General features: G+C 75.9%; 15 protein-coding genes. 9 read left to right on the plus strand and 6 right to left on the minus strand.

The genetic code is table 11. From position 1 onward, the window contains the following. The first annotated feature begins 68 nt into the window (after positions 1 to 68). On the plus strand, positions 69 to 494 hold the full coding sequence (locus tag AMPC_RS05255) for a cupredoxin domain-containing protein (RefSeq protein WP_248344915.1): 426 nt from the start codon (positions 69 to 71) through the stop codon (positions 492 to 494). Positions 495 to 750: 256 nt separating this feature from the next. On the opposite strand, the gene AMPC_RS05260 is transcribed toward AMPC_RS05255, so the two are convergent. Next, a complete protein-coding gene (locus AMPC_RS05260; RefSeq protein WP_248344917.1) occupies positions 751 to 1167 on the minus strand; it encodes a cupredoxin domain-containing protein in 417 nt (138 codons plus the stop codon). A 238-nt stretch (positions 1168 to 1405) separates the two neighbouring features. Here AMPC_RS05260 and tpx point away from each other — a divergent pair, with 238 nt between their 5' ends. The 4 genes from tpx to AMPC_RS05280 all read left to right on the plus strand — a co-directional run bounded on the left by tpx (position 1406) and on the right by AMPC_RS05280 (position 5248). Further along, positions 1406 to 1909, plus strand: coding sequence for a thiol peroxidase (gene tpx / locus AMPC_RS05265; protein ID WP_248344919.1), 504 nt, complete (start codon positions 1406 to 1408; stop codon positions 1907 to 1909). Positions 1910 to 2095: 186 nt separating this feature from the next. Then, entirely contained in the window at positions 2096 to 2395 is a 300-nt protein-coding gene (locus AMPC_RS05270) for a c-type cytochrome (RefSeq protein ID WP_248344921.1), read from the plus strand. A 129-nt stretch (positions 2396 to 2524) separates the two neighbouring features. Continuing rightward, on the plus strand, positions 2525 to 4603 hold the full coding sequence (locus tag AMPC_RS05275) for a cation:proton antiporter domain-containing protein (protein ID WP_248344923.1): 2079 nt from the start codon (positions 2525 to 2527) through the stop codon (positions 4601 to 4603). Between the two features lie 54 nt (positions 4604 to 4657). Next, complete coding sequence (locus AMPC_RS05280) at positions 4658 to 5248, plus strand: helix-turn-helix transcriptional regulator (protein ID WP_248344925.1); 591 nt, start codon at positions 4658 to 4660, stop codon at positions 5246 to 5248. A gap of 34 nt (positions 5249 to 5282) precedes the next feature. Here AMPC_RS05280 and trhA read toward each other — a convergent pair whose 3' ends face one another. The 4 genes from trhA to AMPC_RS05300 form a co-directional block, all read right to left on the minus strand. Then, positions 5283 to 5948 (minus strand): PAQR family membrane homeostasis protein TrhA, encoded by a 666-nt coding sequence (gene trhA / locus AMPC_RS05285; protein WP_248344927.1) that lies wholly within the window; start codon positions 5946 to 5948, stop codon positions 5283 to 5285. A gap of 64 nt (positions 5949 to 6012) precedes the next feature. After that, positions 6013 to 6870, minus strand: a complete 858-nt coding sequence (locus AMPC_RS05290; protein WP_248344929.1) for a pirin family protein — start codon at positions 6868 to 6870, stop codon at positions 6013 to 6015. A gap of 99 nt (positions 6871 to 6969) precedes the next feature. Then, on the minus strand, positions 6970 to 8172 hold the full coding sequence (locus AMPC_RS05295; protein WP_248344932.1) for an aminotransferase class V-fold PLP-dependent enzyme: 1203 nt from the start codon (positions 8170 to 8172) through the stop codon (positions 6970 to 6972). Between the two features lie 12 nt (positions 8173 to 8184). Further along, positions 8185 to 10065, minus strand: a complete 1881-nt coding sequence (locus tag AMPC_RS05300; protein WP_248344933.1) for a DEAD/DEAH box helicase — start codon at positions 10063 to 10065, stop codon at positions 8185 to 8187. Between the two features lie 57 nt (positions 10066 to 10122). On the opposite strand from AMPC_RS05300, the gene AMPC_RS05305 reads away from it, so the two are divergent. Genes AMPC_RS05305 through AMPC_RS05315 form a run of 3 tightly spaced genes read left to right on the plus strand, consistent with a single transcriptional unit; the run spans position 10123 to position 12257 of the window. Next, a complete protein-coding gene (locus AMPC_RS05305) occupies positions 10123 to 10725 on the plus strand; it encodes a DTW domain-containing protein (protein WP_248344934.1) in 603 nt (200 codons plus the stop codon). A 30-nt stretch (positions 10726 to 10755) separates the two neighbouring features. Beyond that, positions 10756 to 11739, plus strand: a complete 984-nt coding sequence (locus AMPC_RS05310; protein ID WP_248344935.1) for a YheT family hydrolase — start codon at positions 10756 to 10758, stop codon at positions 11737 to 11739. Continuing rightward, entirely contained in the window at positions 11736 to 12257 is a 522-nt protein-coding gene (locus tag AMPC_RS05315; RefSeq protein ID WP_248344937.1) for a ribonuclease H family protein, read from the plus strand. The genes AMPC_RS05310 and AMPC_RS05315 overlap by 4 nt, the downstream gene beginning before the upstream one ends. A 65-nt stretch (positions 12258 to 12322) precedes the next feature. Here the strand turns inward: AMPC_RS05315 and AMPC_RS05320 are convergent, their stop codons facing one another. Continuing rightward, a complete protein-coding gene (locus tag AMPC_RS05320) occupies positions 12323 to 13342 on the minus strand; it encodes a synaptic vesicle VAT-1 family membrane protein (RefSeq protein ID WP_248344939.1) in 1020 nt (339 codons plus the stop codon). A gap of 254 nt (positions 13343 to 13596) precedes the next feature. On the opposite strand from AMPC_RS05320, the gene AMPC_RS05325 reads away from it, so the two are divergent. Beyond that, on the plus strand, positions 13597 to 14259 hold the full coding sequence (locus tag AMPC_RS05325; protein ID WP_248344941.1) for a response regulator: 663 nt from the start codon (positions 13597 to 13599) through the stop codon (positions 14257 to 14259). The last annotated feature ends 18 nt before the right edge of the window (positions 14260 to 14277 follow it).

Genomic DNA, 14277 nt, shown 5'->3' on the forward strand with positions numbered 1-14277 from the left:
GCGCCCCGGCGGCCCGCGGCGGCCGAAGCCGGGACGCGCCGGGCTCCGGTGCGGGTAGGATGCAGGAGATGACCTCGATCCACGCGCGACGGCTGCTCCTCCCCCTGCTCCTGGCGCTCACCCCGTTCGCCGCCGCGCACGCCCAGCACCGCGGCGCCCCTCCGCCGCGGCCGAACCGGGCGCCGGGGCCCGAAGAGCCGCCGCGCACGCCGCCCCCGCCGCCGGCCGAGCGGCGGCTCGAGGTGAAGGCCACCGAGAAGGGCTTCGAGCCGGCCCTGATCGTGGTGAGGAAGGGCGAGCGGATCCGGCTGGAGGTCACGCGGGTGAGCGACGCGGCGCCGGCGAAGGATCTCGTGGTGGACGCGGCGCTGTTCGTGAAGCCGCTGCCCGTCGGGAAGCCGGTGTCGGTCGCCTTCGTGCCGGATCGCGTGGGGGACCTGCGCTTCACCGACAAGACCGAGAAGGTGGTCGGCATCCTCCGCGTCGAGGAGTGAGCGGAGCCGCCTCCCCGGCGAGCAGGCTGCCGCGCGGGAGGGGCCCCAGCGCAGCTGGGGAGGGCGCAGGCGAGCCTCCGCGACCCGCGAAAGCGGGCGCGGAGGCGCAAGGGACCCGGCGAGCAGGGGTGGGGCCCCGACGGCTCCGCCGGCGGGGCGGGGCAGCATGCCCCGTTCAAATGGAAGGGGCGGCGGGGTCACCCCCGCCGCCCCCTCCGGGACTTCCCGCCAGCGCGGGAACCCTGGCCGACCGCTCCTACTCGACGACGATCTTCCCGGCGATCATGTCCATGCCGCAGGCGTAGCGGATGGTCCCGGGCTTCGCCGGCTTCACGAAGACGGTCTGCGGCTTGTCGAGCGGGAGCGGCACGTTCACGCCCTCCGACTTCATCACGATCTCGGTGGCGCAGGTCTTCTCGGTCTTGCGCGTCACGACGAGCTTCAGCGGCTCGCCGGCCTTGGCCCTCACCTCCGCCGGCTCGAAGCCGGCCTTGGTGACGGTGATCTCGACGGTGCGGGCCTTGGCCTGGTCGGACTTGCTGAGCTTCGCGCCGGCGGCATCGCCGTGGGCGTGTTCGCCGGCGGCCGCGCCGTGGGCGTGCTCGCCGGCGAGCGCCGGGGTGGCGAAGAGCGCGGTGGCAGCGAACAGGGTGGCGAGCTTCTTGAGGTTCATCTCTTCTCCGGGGGTGGTTGACGACGACCAATGGGCAGAGCACGGATCATGCCATCCCGCGGGCACCCTGCAAGCTGCGCGAAATGGCGCCCGCCGCCGGCGGACCGGCCCCGGGCCGGACACAGTGTGACCGGGCGGGTCACGCCGTCCGCAGTTCACGCCGCTCGTCGAACGGCGAGCCGGGCGGCGCCCCGCCGGTTAGGATGAGGGCTCCACCCACCTGACACTGGGAGTCATCATGGCCACCGTCACGCTCAAGGGGAACCCCATCCGCACCAACGGCGAGCTGCCCGCCGTCGGCGCCGCCGCGCCCGACTTCGTCCTCACCGGCGGCGACCTCAAGGACGTCTCGCTGAAGGACTTCGCCGGCAAGCGCAAGGTCCTCAACATCGTCCCCAGCCTCGACACCGCCGTCTGCGCCACCTCGACCCGCCGCTTCAACGAGAAGGCGGGCTCGCTCGGCGGCGCGGTGGTGCTGGTGGTCTCGGCCGACCTCCCCTTCGCCTCCAAGCGCTTCTGCACGACCGAGGGGCTCGCCAACGTGGTCCCGCTCTCGATGATGCGCTCGAAGCACTTCGCCAAGGACTACGGCGTGATGATCGAGGACGGCCCGCTCGCCGGCCTCTCGGCGCGCGCGGTGGTGGTGCTGGACGAGCGGGACAAGGTGATCTACCGGCAGCTCGTCCCCGAGATCGGCCAGGAGCCGGACTACGACGCGGCCCTGAAGGCCGTGCAGGGCTGAGTCCCTCCAAGGCAGGATCCCCGCGCAGGACGGCCGAGGTGCTGGCCGTCGGGCGCCGGAGTGTGCGAACGTGCGTGCAACGGCGCGGGGGGCGTCGTTTCATTCACGGACAGTACACGTTCTGCCGGCGGCGTCCTCCGCGCCTCGACCGCGCGCGCCTCGAGCGCGCGCCCGGAGGACGCCACCGTGCTCAAGCTCTTCGCCTTCGTCGTCGCCGCCTCGCTCGCGCTCCCCACTCTCGCCGGGAACGTGCCCCCCGCCCTGCTCTTCCAGAACCGCTGCGCCGAGTGCCACGGCAAGGACGCTCGCACGCCGACCGCCAAGGGCCGCGCCGCGGGCGCCCCGAACCTCGCCGGCGGCGAGCGCTCCGCGATCGAGGTGGAGCAGGTGATCCTGCACGGCAAGGGCCGCATGGCCCCCATCGGCATGAAGCTTTCCCCGGAGCAGGTCGGCGCCGTCGCCGCTTGGGTGGCCCGGCTCCAGTGACGCGGAGGTCGCCCCGCGCAGCGCGACCCCGGGCCGCGCCGGGGACGACACTGGAGCGGCCCGGATCCGCCCCGGCGCCGGGCAGCCCCCTTCGCCGCGGCGCACCGGCCGTGTAGCATCGCGGGGGCGATGCACGACCCCCACGAGTTCCTGACGGCGCTCACGCTGGTCCTGGCCGTCGCGGCGGTGACCACGGTGCTGTTCCATCGGCTGAAGCAGCCGGTGGTGCTCGGCTACCTCCTCGCCGGGCTGGTCGTGGGACCGCACGTCCCGGTGCCGCTCGTCGCCAACCGCGCGGTGGTGGAGGGGCTCTCCGAGCTCGGCATCATCCTCATCATGTACGCGCTCGGCCTCGAGTTCAGCCTGCGCGGGCTGCTCAAGGTCGGGCCGGTCGCGGCGGTCACCGCGGCCATCGAGACGAGCCTCATGCTCTGGCTCGGCTTCCTGGCCGGCCGGGCCTTCGGCTGGTCCGCGCGCGAGAGCCTCTTCGCGGGCGCCCTCGTCGCCATCTCGAGCACCACCATCATCGCGAAGACCTTCGGCGAGCTGAAGGTCACGGGCCACCTGCGGAACCTGGTGGTCGGGGTGCTGGTGGTGGAGGACCTCGTCGCCATCCTGCTCCTGGCGCTCCTCACCGCCGTGGCCGGCGGGCGCGGGCTCTCGGCCGGGCAGGTGGCCTTCGCGGTGGGGCGGCTCGCCGCCTTCCTGGTCGGCCTGCTCGTGGTGGGGATGCTGGTCGTGCCGCGCGCCATGCGGACCGTGAACCGGCTCGGCCAGTCGGAGACCACCCTGGTCGCGAGCCTGGGCATCTGCTTCGGCGTCTCCCTGCTCGCCGCCCGCTTCGGCTACTCGGTCGCGCTCGGGGCCTTCATCGCCGGGTCGCTGGTCTCGGAGGCCGGGGAGGAGCGGCCGGTGGAGCCGCTGGTCCAGCCGGTGCGCGATCTCTTCGGCGCCATCTTCTTCGTGTCGGTGGGCCTGCTCATCGACCCCCACCTGGTGGCGGCGCACTGGCGCGCGGTGGTGGCCCTCACCGCCATCGTGCTCGGCGGGAAGGTGCTGGCGGTCACGGCCGGCGCCTTCCTCACCGGCAACGGAAACCGGATCTCGGTCCAGGCCGGGCTCAGCCTGGCGCAGATCGGGGAGTTCTCCTTCATCATCGCCGGGCTCGGCGCCGCCACCGGGGCCACCCGCCCCTTCCTCCTCCCGGTCGCGGTGGCGGTCTCGGCCCTCACCACCCTCTCGACCCCCTGGCTCGTGCGCGCCTCGCCGCACGTCGCGGCCTTCATCGACCGCAAGCTCCCCCGGCCCATCCAGACCTTCGCCGCGCTCTACGGCAGCTGGGTGGAGCAGCTCGGCGGGACCTCGCGCCGCCCGTCGGTCGCGGCGCGGGTGCGGCGGATGGTCCGCCTCCTGCTCCTCGACGCCGCCCTCCTGGCCGGGATCGTGATCGGCACCTCGGTGGCGCTGGGACGCGCCGCGGCGCTCCTGCGGGCCCGGGCCGGGCTCGAGGCCGGGCTGGCGCGGGTGGCGGTGCTCGCCGCGGCTGGCGCCCTCTCCGCCCCCTTCTGCCTCGGCCTCGTGCGCACCGCCCGCCGGCTCGGGGTGGTGCTCGGCTCGGCCGCCCTGCCCCACGGCGCCGGGCTCGACCTCGCGGCGGCGCCGCGGCGCGCCCTGGTGGTCGCGCTGCAGCTCGGCGCGCTCGCCCTCGTCGGCGTCCCGCTCCTCGCGGTCACGCAGCCCTTCCTCCCCGGCGTGCCCGGCGCGGCGCTCCTGATCCTGCTCCTGGCGGTCCTGGGCGTGGGGCTCTGGCGCAGCGCCACCAACCTGCAGGGGCACGTGCAGGCCGGGGCGCAGCTCATCGTGGAGGCGCTCGCGAAGCAGGCCCGGGACGCGGCGGGCGGCGGGGAGGCGCACGCGCTCGACGACATGCGGCGGATGCTGCCGGGGCTCGGCGAGCCGGAGCCGTTCCGGCTGCCGGCCACGAGCGCCGCCGTCGGCCGCTCCCTCGCCGCGCTCGACCTGCGCGGCCTCACCGGCGCGACCGTGCTCGCCATCGTCCGCGAGTCGGAGGGCGCCATCGTCCCGAGCGCGGCGGAGGTGCTCCGCGCGGGCGACCTGCTCGCGCTCGCGGGGACCCATGAGGCGATCGCGGCGGCGAAGGAGGTGCTGGCCGCCGGCGCGGGCGCCTCGGCGGCTGCCCCGCCCTGAGCGGGCTCCCGGGGAGCCACCGCCGTGTCGGACCCCCGCCGTACGCTCCCGGACATGGGACGAGACACGGCGCGCTATCCGCCCCCGGGCTGGAGCGAGGTGCCGGCCCTCCTGCCCCTCGCGCGGGCCTGCCAGGCCGGGCGGCTCGCCCGCATCCGCTACCGCGACGCGGGCGGGCACGAGACCGAGCGGGAGGTGGCGGTGCTCGGGCTGGGGTGGCGCCGCGAGGGGTGGCTCTTCGCCGCCTTCTGCGAGCTCCGGCAGGCGTGGCGGCTCTTCCGGGCCGAGCGGGTGCTCGCGATCCGGGTCACCCGCCGCCGCGCCCCGTCGGCCCCCGCCGCGTTCGACGGCCGCCGCTTCGCCACCGAGGACCTCTCCGGCCCCGCGCCGGCCGGCCGGGTCGCGGTCGCCCTCGACGCGCCCCTGGCGCGCCTGGCGCCCGCCCTCTTCCCCTCGGCGCTCCTCGAGCGGCGGGGGCGGGGCTGCGTGGCGCACCTTCGCGCCAGCGCCATCGACGGGGTCGCCGGGCTCTGCCTCTCGCTCGGCCAGGGCGCCCGGGTGGTCTCGCCGCCCGAGGCCGGGGCGCTCTTCGCCGGGCTCCGGGCGGCCCTGGAGCGGCAGCGCGCCCGCCGCCCCGAGCCGTGACCGTCCTTTGGCCGCGGGCGCCGGGCGCCCCTCGCTAGCTGATGGCTCGCACCGCCCCGACCACCACCGCGTAGTGGCAGGCGGCGGCGGCGATCACGAGCGCGTGGAACACCTCGTGGTAGCCGAAGATGCGCGGGAACGGATCGGGGCGCCGCGTCGCGTAGATGAGGGCGCCGCCGGTGTAGAGCAGGCCGCCGGCGGCCAGGAGCACCACGCCGGCGGTCCCGAGCGAGGCGTGGAGCTGCGGCAGCAACGGGACGATCACCCAGCCCAGGAGCAGGTAGAGCGCCACCGCGATGCCCCGCGGCGCGCGCGGCCAGATCATGGCGCGCAGGATGCCGACCAGCGCCCCGCCCCAGGCGATCGCCAGCAGGGCGAGCCCCCGCCGGCCGCCCAGCAGCAGGCAGAACGGCGTGTAGGTGCCGGCGATGAGGACGAAGATGGCGGAGTGGTCGAGCCGGCGCAGCCAGAGCCGCGGCCCGGGCGCCCAGTTCGGCCGGTGGTAGAGGGCGCTCGTCCCGAAGAGCGTGAACAGGCTCACGCCGTACACCGTGGCCGCGGCGCTGGCGCGCGGGACCTCGGCGCGGGCGAGCAGCACGATCCAGGCGACCACCGCGACGGCGGCGGCCACCTCGTGGGACACCCCGCGCAGGAGCGGCTTGACGCGGGGCGCGACGGACTCGGCGCGATGGCTGGCCATGCCGGGATCGTGCGCCCCCCACGTCACGGTCAGGTAACGAAGGCGCCCTCGACCAGGTGGCCCTTCAGGGCCGGATGAAGGTGCCCTCGCGGAGCTCGCGCAGGGTCTCGCGGATCTCGTCCGGCGTGTTCATCACGAACGGCCCGTAGCGGGCGTACGGCTCGTGGAGCGGCTGCGCCGAGAGGAGCAGGAACCGGGCCTCCTCCCCGATGGCGTGGACCCGCACCACGTCGCCGTCCCCGAGCACCACCAGCCGCGGCGACGGGATGGCCTGGCTCGCGCCCGCGGCCGGGCCGCCCACCGCGACCTCGCCCCGGTACACGTAGAGGAGGCCGGTGTGGCCGCGCGGGATGGGCTGCTCGAAGCTGCGGCCGGCCGGGAGCCGCACGTCGAGGTACGTGGGCCCGGCGAAGATCTCCCGGACCGCGCCCTCGACGCCGTCCACCTGCCCGGCCACCACCCGGATCGCCGCGCCGTCGGGGCGCGCCACCTCGGGGATGCGCGCCGCCGGCACGTCCTGGTAGCGCGGGCGCGTCATCTTGAGCTTCGCCGGCAGGTTCACCCAGATCTGGAACCCGTCGAGCCGGCGCGGGCCGGCCTTGGGCATCTCCTCGTGCAGGATGCCGCTCCCGGCGGTCATCCACTGCACGTCACCGGTGCCGATCACGCCGGCGTTGCCCAGGCTGTCGCGGTGGGCCACGCTGCCGTCGAGCATGTAGGTCACGGTCTCGATCCCGCGGTGCGGGTGGAGCGGGAACCCGGCCAGGTAGTCGTCCGGACGCTCCGAGCCGAAGTGATCGAAGAGGAAGAACGGATCGAGGTGGTCGAGCGTGGGGGTGGCGATGCTCCGCTTCAGGAGCACGCCCGCGCCGTCGCTCGCCGGGGTGGGGGTGATGACGTCCTTCACGTTGCGCTCGGTCATGGCCTCTAGATAGCCACCGCCGCGGCGCGGACAACCGCCGGGGCGGGGAAGGACCGTTCGCGATCGGAAACGACGGCGTCGCCGGGGCGCGCTGGGGGATCAGCCCCGAAGCGCCCGGTCGATCGCCGAGAGCACGAGCGGCACCTCCTCCGGCCGGTTCGGCCACTGCGGCGCGAACCGGACGTGCCCGTCGGGGATCGCCACCGCCACCCCGCTCGCGGCGAGCCGGTCGCGCAGGCGCTCGAGCTCGACCCCGGGCGGTGGACGGGCGCAGAGCATGCCGGAGCGGCGGCCGGGCTCCCTCGCGCGGACGCTCGCGAAGCCGCGCTCGGCCAGCCCGGGCTCGAGCAGGTCGAGGTAGCGGTCCAGCCAGGCGCGGATCTCCCCGACCCCGACCTCGAGCAGGAGCCCGACGGCGGCGTCGAGCGCCACGAGGGAGACCAGCGAGGACGAGCCGTACTCGAAGGCGTCGGCGCGCCGCCGGAGCGGCCGGTCGTAGCGGAGGAGCCCCGGGCCCTTCGAGAGGAAGCTCACCGGGTCCTCGGTGGAGAGCCAGCCGCCCACGCCGAAGCGGAGCGCCTCCACCCGCTCCGGCCGGACGTAGAGCACGCCGGCCCCCTCGAGCCCCATGAGCCACTTGTGGCTCCCGCCGGCCAGGTAGTCCACCTCGAGGGCGCGCACGTCGAGGGGCGTCGCCCCGAGGGCCTGGACCGCGTCCACCGCCAGCTCGGCGCCGTGGGCGTGACAGAGGCGCGCGAGCGGGCCGAGCGGCATGGCGAGCCCGGTCTGGAACTGCACCGCCGAGACCGCGACCAGCCGCGCCCCCGCCCGGAGCTCCGCCTCCACGGCCGCGAGCCCCTCCTCGTCGCCGCGGTGGAAGGGCGCGAGCGGGACGAAGCGCACCTCGAGCCCGAAGAGGGCCGCCGCGCGCTGCCAGGGGACGACGTTGGCCGGGAACTCGCCCTCGAAGCAGACCACGCGGTCGCCGGCGCGCCACGGGAAGGAGAGCGCCACGTCGATGAGGCCGCTCGAGGTGCTGCTCGTGAGCGCGAGGTCCTCCGGCGAGGCCCCGAGGAGCCGCGCCAGCTTCTCGCGGAGCGCCGCGCGCCGGGGGAACCAGCGGGCGAAGGCGCCGCCCCCGTGCCGGCCGTAGTCGTCGGTGAAGCCGGCGACGGCGCGGCGGACCGGGAGCGAGAGCGGCGAGAGGCCGGCGTGGTTCAGGTAGGCGGCCGGCGCGAGGTCGGGGAAGAGCGCGCGATCGCCGAGGCGCGGCGGCGGGAGGTCCGGGAGCGGGTCGGCCATCGACCCTCTCTCCTAACGCTTCTTGCCGTACCGCGGCACGCCGTCGGTCCGGTGCCCCTCGCCGGAGCGCGTCTGGACGCCCGGCCGCGGCTTCCCGTAGGGCTTCGCCCCGGCCCGGGGGGCGGGCTTGCCGTAGCCCTTCGCCGCCGGCCGGGCCGCGCCGCCGGCAGCGGCGCGCGGGTGCGCGCCCTTCCCCCCCGCTCCGGGGGCGCCGGGCGCGTAGCCGGGCGGGGGCTGCGAGGGGAGGATGTGCTGGCGGGGGTGGCGCGGGTCGGGCTCCCCGGCGGCCTCGGCGAACCGCTCGGCCACGCTGCGCGCGATCTCGAAGCGGGTCTCCTCGGCGAGGATCACGATCCGGCCGATCTCGCGGTTGGTGACGCCGCCGCGGTGGCAGAGGAGCGGCACGATGAAGCGCGGGTCGGCCCCCTCGCGCCGGCCCAGGGTGAGCTTGAACCAGGTGCTGTCGCCGGGGGTCACGTTGACCACCTTGCCCTTGGGCCGGGGCCCCTCGCCGTCGGCGGCCGGCGCGCGCATCCGCGCGGGCTCGCGGAGCCGCAGCGCCCCGGTCTCGGGCAGCTCCTCCGGCGAAGGCAGCTTCTGCCGCTCGGAGCGGACCAGCGCCGCGGCGAGCGCGAGCGGGGTCTTGGCGGCGAGGAGCCGCTCGGCGACGGCGAGGTCCTCCTCGGCCGGCTCGGCGGCGAGCGCCTCGACCGCCTCGAGGAGCCGCTCCTGATCGCGGGCGCGGACCGCGTCGGCGTCGGGCGCCGGCGTCCAGGGCACCTCGACGCGGGCGGTCCGCAGCATCCGCTCGCCGAGCGCGCGGCGCGCCGGCGGCACGAGCAGCACCGAGACCCCCTTGCGGCCGGCCCGGCCGGTGCGGCCGCTCCGGTGGAGGAGCCCCGGCGCGTCGCGCGGGAGGTCGGCGTGGATCACGAGCGACACGTCGGGGAGGTCGAGCCCGCGCGCGGCGACGTCGGTCGCGACCAGCACCCGGGCGCGCCCGTCGCGCAGCTGCTTCAGGGCCCGGGTGCGCTCGGCCTGCGTGAGCTCGCCGGAGATGGCGACGGTGGCGAAGCCGCGCTCGTCGAGGCTGGCCGAGAGGTGGTTCACCGCCTCGCGGGTGTTGCAGAAGACGAGCGCGCTGCGGGCGTCCTGCAGCCGGAGCACGTTCACCACCGCCCGCTCCCGCTCGCGCGTGGAGACGAAGTGGGCCCGGTACTCGATGTCCTGGTGGGCCTCGCCGGCCGGGGTGGCGGCGATCCGGAGCGCGTCCTGCTGGTACTTGCGCGCCAGCTCGACGATGGGCTTCGGCAGCGTGGCCGAGAAGAAGATGGTCCGGCGCTTCGAGGGGGCGGCGGCGAGGATGAGCTCGAGCTCGTCGCGGAAGCCCATGTCGAGCATCTCGTCGGCCTCGTCGAGCACCAGCGCCCGCAGCGCGCCGAGGGTGAGGTTCTTCCGGTCGAGGTGGTCGCAGAGCCGCCCCGGCGTGCCGACCACCACGTGGCAGCCGGCGGCGAGGGCCCGCTGCTCGCGGCGGGGGTCCATCCCGCCCACGCAGGCGGTGACCCGCGCGCCGAGCGGCGCGTAGAGCCAGGAGAGCTCGGCCTGCACCTGCATGGCGAGCTCGCGGGTGGGCTCGATGACGAGCACGAGCGGCTGGCCGGCGGGCGGCAGCGCGCCCGTGCCGAGCAGGTCCGGCGCGACCGCCAGGCCGAAGGCGACGGTCTTCCCCGACCCGGTCTGGGCGGAGACGAGCAGGTCGCGGCCGGCGTGGTCGGCAGCGAGCACCGCGGCCTGCACCGGCGTCGGGGCGGCGTACCCCTTGGCGGAGAGCGCCTGCCGCAGCGCCGGGTGGAGGTCGAGGGCGTCGAAGGTGGTCGAGGTCTCTTGCATTTCGCCGAGGCTTCTAGCAGAAAGCGCGCCGCCGGGCGATGATGCCCCCCTCCGCGTATGCCCCGCCGCACCCGCATCCCCGACCTGTCCCAGCGCTGCCCGGCGTGCTTCTTCCGCCCGGAGGACTGCCTCTGCCCGGCCTGCCTGCCGCCGGTCGAGACCCGGACGCGGCTCCTGGTGCTCCGGCACGTGAGCGAGCGGCTGCGCCCCACCAACACCGCGCGCTGGGCGGCGCTGGCGCTCGCCGGGGCCCGGCTCCTCGACTACGGCGCCCGGGACGCCCTGCTCGACGAGGCGCCGCTCGCGGAGCCGGGCACCTGCGTGCTCTGGCCCGGCGGCGCGCCGCTCGCCGAGCCGCCCCGCCAGGTGGTGGTGGTGGACGCGAGCTGGTCGCAGGCCCGCCGCATGCTCCAGCGCATCCCGGCGCTTCAGTCCCTGCCGCGCCTCTCCCTGCCCGGGCCGCCGCCCGGCTCGCTGCGGCTGCGGGAGCCGCCCGTGGCCGGCGGCATGTCCACCATCGAGGCCATCGCCCGGGCGCTCGACCTCCTCGGCGAGCCCGACGCGGCCGCCCGGCTCGACCGGATCCACGCCCTGTCGGTCGAGCGGGGGCTCCGGCTGCGGATGGGGCCGGACTACGCCCGGCTCGCCCGCGCCGGCTGACGAGCCCGTGAAGAAGTCCCCTCCCGCGCCATGACCTTCTCCCCCGCCCGCTGGCTCCCCGGCCCCCATTTCCAGACCATCTGGTCGAGCCTCGGCCGGCGCCCGGTCCGGCTCGACTCGGTCATGGAGCGGCTCGAGCTGGCCGACGGCGACTTCGTGGACGTGGAGCGGTTCGCCGGGCCCTCGCCGGACGCGCCGGTGCTGGTCGCCTGCCACGGGCTCGAGGGGAGCTCGCGCGCCGTCTACGTGCGCGGCCTCGTGCGCGAGGCGCTCTCGCGCGGGCTCGCGGCGGCGGCGCTCAACTTCCGCGGCTGCTCCGGCGAGCCGAACCGGCTCCCGCGCTTCTACCACTCGGGCGACACGGGCGACCTCGCCGCGCTGGTGGCGCGGCTCCGGGCCGAGCGGCCCGGGCGCGCCATCCTGCTGGCGGGCTTCTCGCTCGGCGGCAACGTGGTCGCGAAGTACCTCGCCGAGGGGGGCGACGCCCTCCCGCCGGAGGTGCGGGCCGGCGCGGTGATCTCGGTGCCGTTCGACCTCGCTCGCTGCGCCGCGGCCATCGACGCCCCCGGCGCCATGCAGCGGATCTACCGGGAGCGGTTCCTGCGGATGCTGCGGGCCAAGGCGGCCGAGAAGGCCCGGCGCTTCCCCGGGGCCGCCGACTGGGACGCGGTCCGGCGCGCCCGCACCTTCTCCGAGTTCGACGGCCGGCTCACCGCCCCGCTGCACGGCTTCGCCTCCGCGGCCGACTACTGGGCCCGCTCCAGCTCCGGGCCGCTGCTCGCCGGCGTCCGCCGGCCGCTCCTCGCGCTCTCCTCCATCGACGACCCCATCGCCCCCGGCGCCTGCCTCCCGCTCGCCGCGGCGCGAGCCAACCCGGCCGTCTCGCTGCGCGTGCTGCCCGCCGGCGGCCACGTCGGCTTCGTGGGCGGGAGCCCGTGGCGGCCGGCCTTCTGGGCCGAGGCCGAGGCCGCCCGCTGGCTCGCCGCGCAGGCCGGAACCCCGGAGTCCCATTGACCGACGACCTCCGCTTCTTCCTCTACGCCGACGGCAGCGCCCTCGTGAACCCGGGCGGCCCGGGCGCGACCGGCTACGTGGTGCTCGACCGCGCCTGCCGCGCGCTCCGCTTCGGCGCGACCCGCTACACGGTGGACGGGCAGTACGCGGTCACCAACAACCGGATGGAGCTGCGGGCGGTGCTGGAGGGGCTCGAGGGGCTCCCCGACGGCGCCGGCGTGCAGGTCTGCTCCGACTCGCGCTACACCATCGACGCCCTCTCGAAGTGGATCCACGGCTGGCGGCGCAAGGGGTGGCGCACCGCGACCGGCCAGCCGGTGCTGAACCGCGACCTCATCGAGGCGCTCGACGCCCGGATCGCCTCGCTCGAGGTCCGCTTCCACTGGGTCCGCGGCCACGCCGGCCACCCGGTCAACGAGGTGGTGGACGAGCTCGCCCAGTGCTGCGCCCGCGGCGCCGCGGGGCCCGACCGGGCGCGCGTGATCGCGGCGCTCCGGGCCGAGGGGCTCCTCGGCTGAGCGGCAGGGAGCGGCAGCGCGGCTCCCGGCGGGCCTCGGAGCGATGAGGGGTCGCGGCCGGCCGTTCAGGGCACGAGCAGCACCTTCCCCACGTTCTGCCGCTCCTGGATGCAGCGGTGCGCGTCGGCGGCCCGCTCGAGGGGGAAGGTGGCCGCGATGCGCGGCCGGATGGCGCCTCGGGCGTACAGCGCCATCAGCTCCGCGAACTCGGCGGAGAGCAGCTCCTGCCGGTGCCAGAGGTGGCCCATGTTGACCCCCGCCACCGCCCGGTTCTGGTTCATGAGCGAGATGGGGTTGAAGAGCGGCACCCGCACCATCTGCGTCGCGAGGCGCAGGTAGCTGCGCCCCCCTTCCCCCGAGAGGTTCGCGAACCCGTAGCAGACGAGCCGCCCGGCCTCGCGCAGGAGCGCGTAGCCCTTGCGCGTGTCGCCGCCGCCGAGCGGATCGAGCACCAGGTCCACGCCCTCCCCGCCCGTGAGCCGGCGCACCTCGTCGGCCCAGTCGCGGGCGCGGTAGTCGATGGGATAGGCGCACCCCTCCTCGCGCAGCACCGGGTGCTTCGACGCCGACGCGGTGCCGAATGTGAGAACCCCCTCGACGGTCCGGCAGAGCTGCAGCACGGCGATCCCGACGCCGCCCGCCGCCATGTGCACCAGCACCCGATCGCCGGGCCGCAGCGCCGCGACGCGGAACAGCATGTGCCACGCCGTCAGGTAGTTCACCGGGATCGCGGCGGCCTCCTCGAACCCCATCCCCTCCGGCATGGGGATCGCCTGCGCTGCCGGGACGCAGAGGACGTCGGCGTGCGCGCCGAACCGGGTCATCGCCATCACCCGCGTGCCCGGGGCCGGACCGCTCACGCCGGGGCCGAGCGCGTCCACCACGCCGGACGCCTCGTAGCCCACGACGCAGGGGAATCGGGGCGCGTCGGGGTAGAGCCCCTGCCGCGCCATCACCTCGGCGAAGTTGAGCCCCGCCGCCCGGACCCGCACCCGCACCTCGCCGCTCCTCGGCTTCGGGTCGGCCGACTCGCGGACCTCGAGCACCTCGGGCCCGCCGGGGCGGGTGATGAAGACGGCTCGCATGTGGTCTCCTCCCGGACCTCTCCATACTCCTCGCCCGCCTCCTGCGTGAACGTCCAGTTGGGCGAGCGCCGGGCCGCAAGCCCGGATTTTCCTGCGTCACCTCACCCCGGGTGGGGGATGTCGCCTATCTTTGGCACCCCTGGGTCGGGACGACCCCTCTCAACCTCGCAGGATCACGCTGCTCCGGTTCACCCAAGGGAAGGTCGGCGGTGGCCCGGCGATTGCTACTTCGGAGCGGCTCGCGGAGGAGCAGCATGTATCGGATCCTGGTCGTGGACGACGAGCCGCAGGTCGCGAAGGCGCTCCGCCGCCTCCTCTCGAAGGAGTTCGAGGTGGAGGTGGCGTACGGCGGCGCGGAGGCGCTCGAGAAGCTCGAGACCTTCCAGCCCGACGCGGTGCTGACCGACCGGCGCATGCCCGGCCTCTCCGGCCCGGACCTGCTCGCCGAGGTGAAGCGCCGGATGCCGCTCGCCCTGCGCGTCATCGTCTCCGGCGTCAGCGACGATCCGGACCAGCCGGCGAGCGAGCAGGCGGGCGGCATCTGCAGCTACCTGCCGAAGCCGTGGGACGAGTCGGAGGTCCTCGGCCTGTTCCGCAGCGCCCTCCCCGCCCGCGACCTGCTCCGCGCCCTGCGCAAGGGGCTCGCGTGCGCGCCGGGCATCCAGGCCGAGCTGGTGCAGAAGGATCGCAAGCTGGTGCTCCGGGCCTTCCGCGCCGGCACGCCCATCCCGCCGCAGCAGGCGCTCCGGATCCTGGCCGCCTTCGCGCGCGAGCTCGACGAGGAGTCGCTCCAGGCCCTCGGGAGCCTGCTCGAGCCGCACGACATCACCGTCGCCGCCGAGGGCGGCGGGACGGAGGCGGGGCTGGCGGTCGAGCTCCCCGTCCCCGAGCCGCTCCTCGCCAGCGGCAGCCGCTAGAAGCGGCCGTGCTGGCTA

Origin of the sequence: Anaeromyxobacter paludicola (genome assembly GCF_023169965.1) — a bacterium.
GTDB classification, from domain to species: domain Bacteria; phylum Myxococcota; class Myxococcia; order Myxococcales; family Anaeromyxobacteraceae; genus Anaeromyxobacter_B; species Anaeromyxobacter_B paludicola.

Bases quoted from the DNA above. Each gene is read 5' to 3' on its own strand.
- AMPC_RS05255 (WP_248344915.1), top strand. From the start codon at position 69: ATGACCTCGATCCACGCGCGACGGCTGCTCCTCCCCCTGCTCCTGGCG.
- AMPC_RS05260 (WP_248344917.1), bottom strand. From the start codon at position 1,167: ATGAACCTCAAGAAGCTCGCCACCCTGTTCGCTGCCACCGCGCTCTTC.
- tpx (WP_248344919.1), top strand. From the start codon at position 1,406: ATGGCCACCGTCACGCTCAAGGGGAACCCCATCCGCACCAACGGCGAG.
- AMPC_RS05275 (WP_248344923.1), top strand. From the start codon at position 2,525: ATGCACGACCCCCACGAGTTCCTGACGGCGCTCACGCTGGTCCTGGCC.
- AMPC_RS05280 (WP_248344925.1), top strand. From the start codon at position 4,658: ATGGGACGAGACACGGCGCGCTATCCGCCCCCGGGCTGGAGCGAGGTG.
- trhA (WP_248344927.1), bottom strand. From the start codon at position 5,948: ATGGCCAGCCATCGCGCCGAGTCCGTCGCGCCCCGCGTCAAGCCGCTC.
- AMPC_RS05290 (WP_248344929.1), bottom strand. From the start codon at position 6,870: ATGACCGAGCGCAACGTGAAGGACGTCATCACCCCCACCCCGGCGAGC.
- AMPC_RS05295 (WP_248344932.1), bottom strand. From the start codon at position 8,172: ATGGCCGACCCGCTCCCGGACCTCCCGCCGCCGCGCCTCGGCGATCGC.
- AMPC_RS05300 (WP_248344933.1), bottom strand. From the start codon at position 10,065: ATGCAAGAGACCTCGACCACCTTCGACGCCCTCGACCTCCACCCGGCG.
- AMPC_RS05305 (WP_248344934.1), top strand. From the start codon at position 10,123: ATGCCCCGCCGCACCCGCATCCCCGACCTGTCCCAGCGCTGCCCGGCG.
- AMPC_RS05310 (WP_248344935.1), top strand. From the start codon at position 10,756: ATGACCTTCTCCCCCGCCCGCTGGCTCCCCGGCCCCCATTTCCAGACC.
- AMPC_RS05320 (WP_248344939.1), bottom strand. From the start codon at position 13,342: ATGCGAGCCGTCTTCATCACCCGCCCCGGCGGGCCCGAGGTGCTCGAG.
- AMPC_RS05325 (WP_248344941.1), top strand. From the start codon at position 13,597: ATGTATCGGATCCTGGTCGTGGACGACGAGCCGCAGGTCGCGAAGGCG.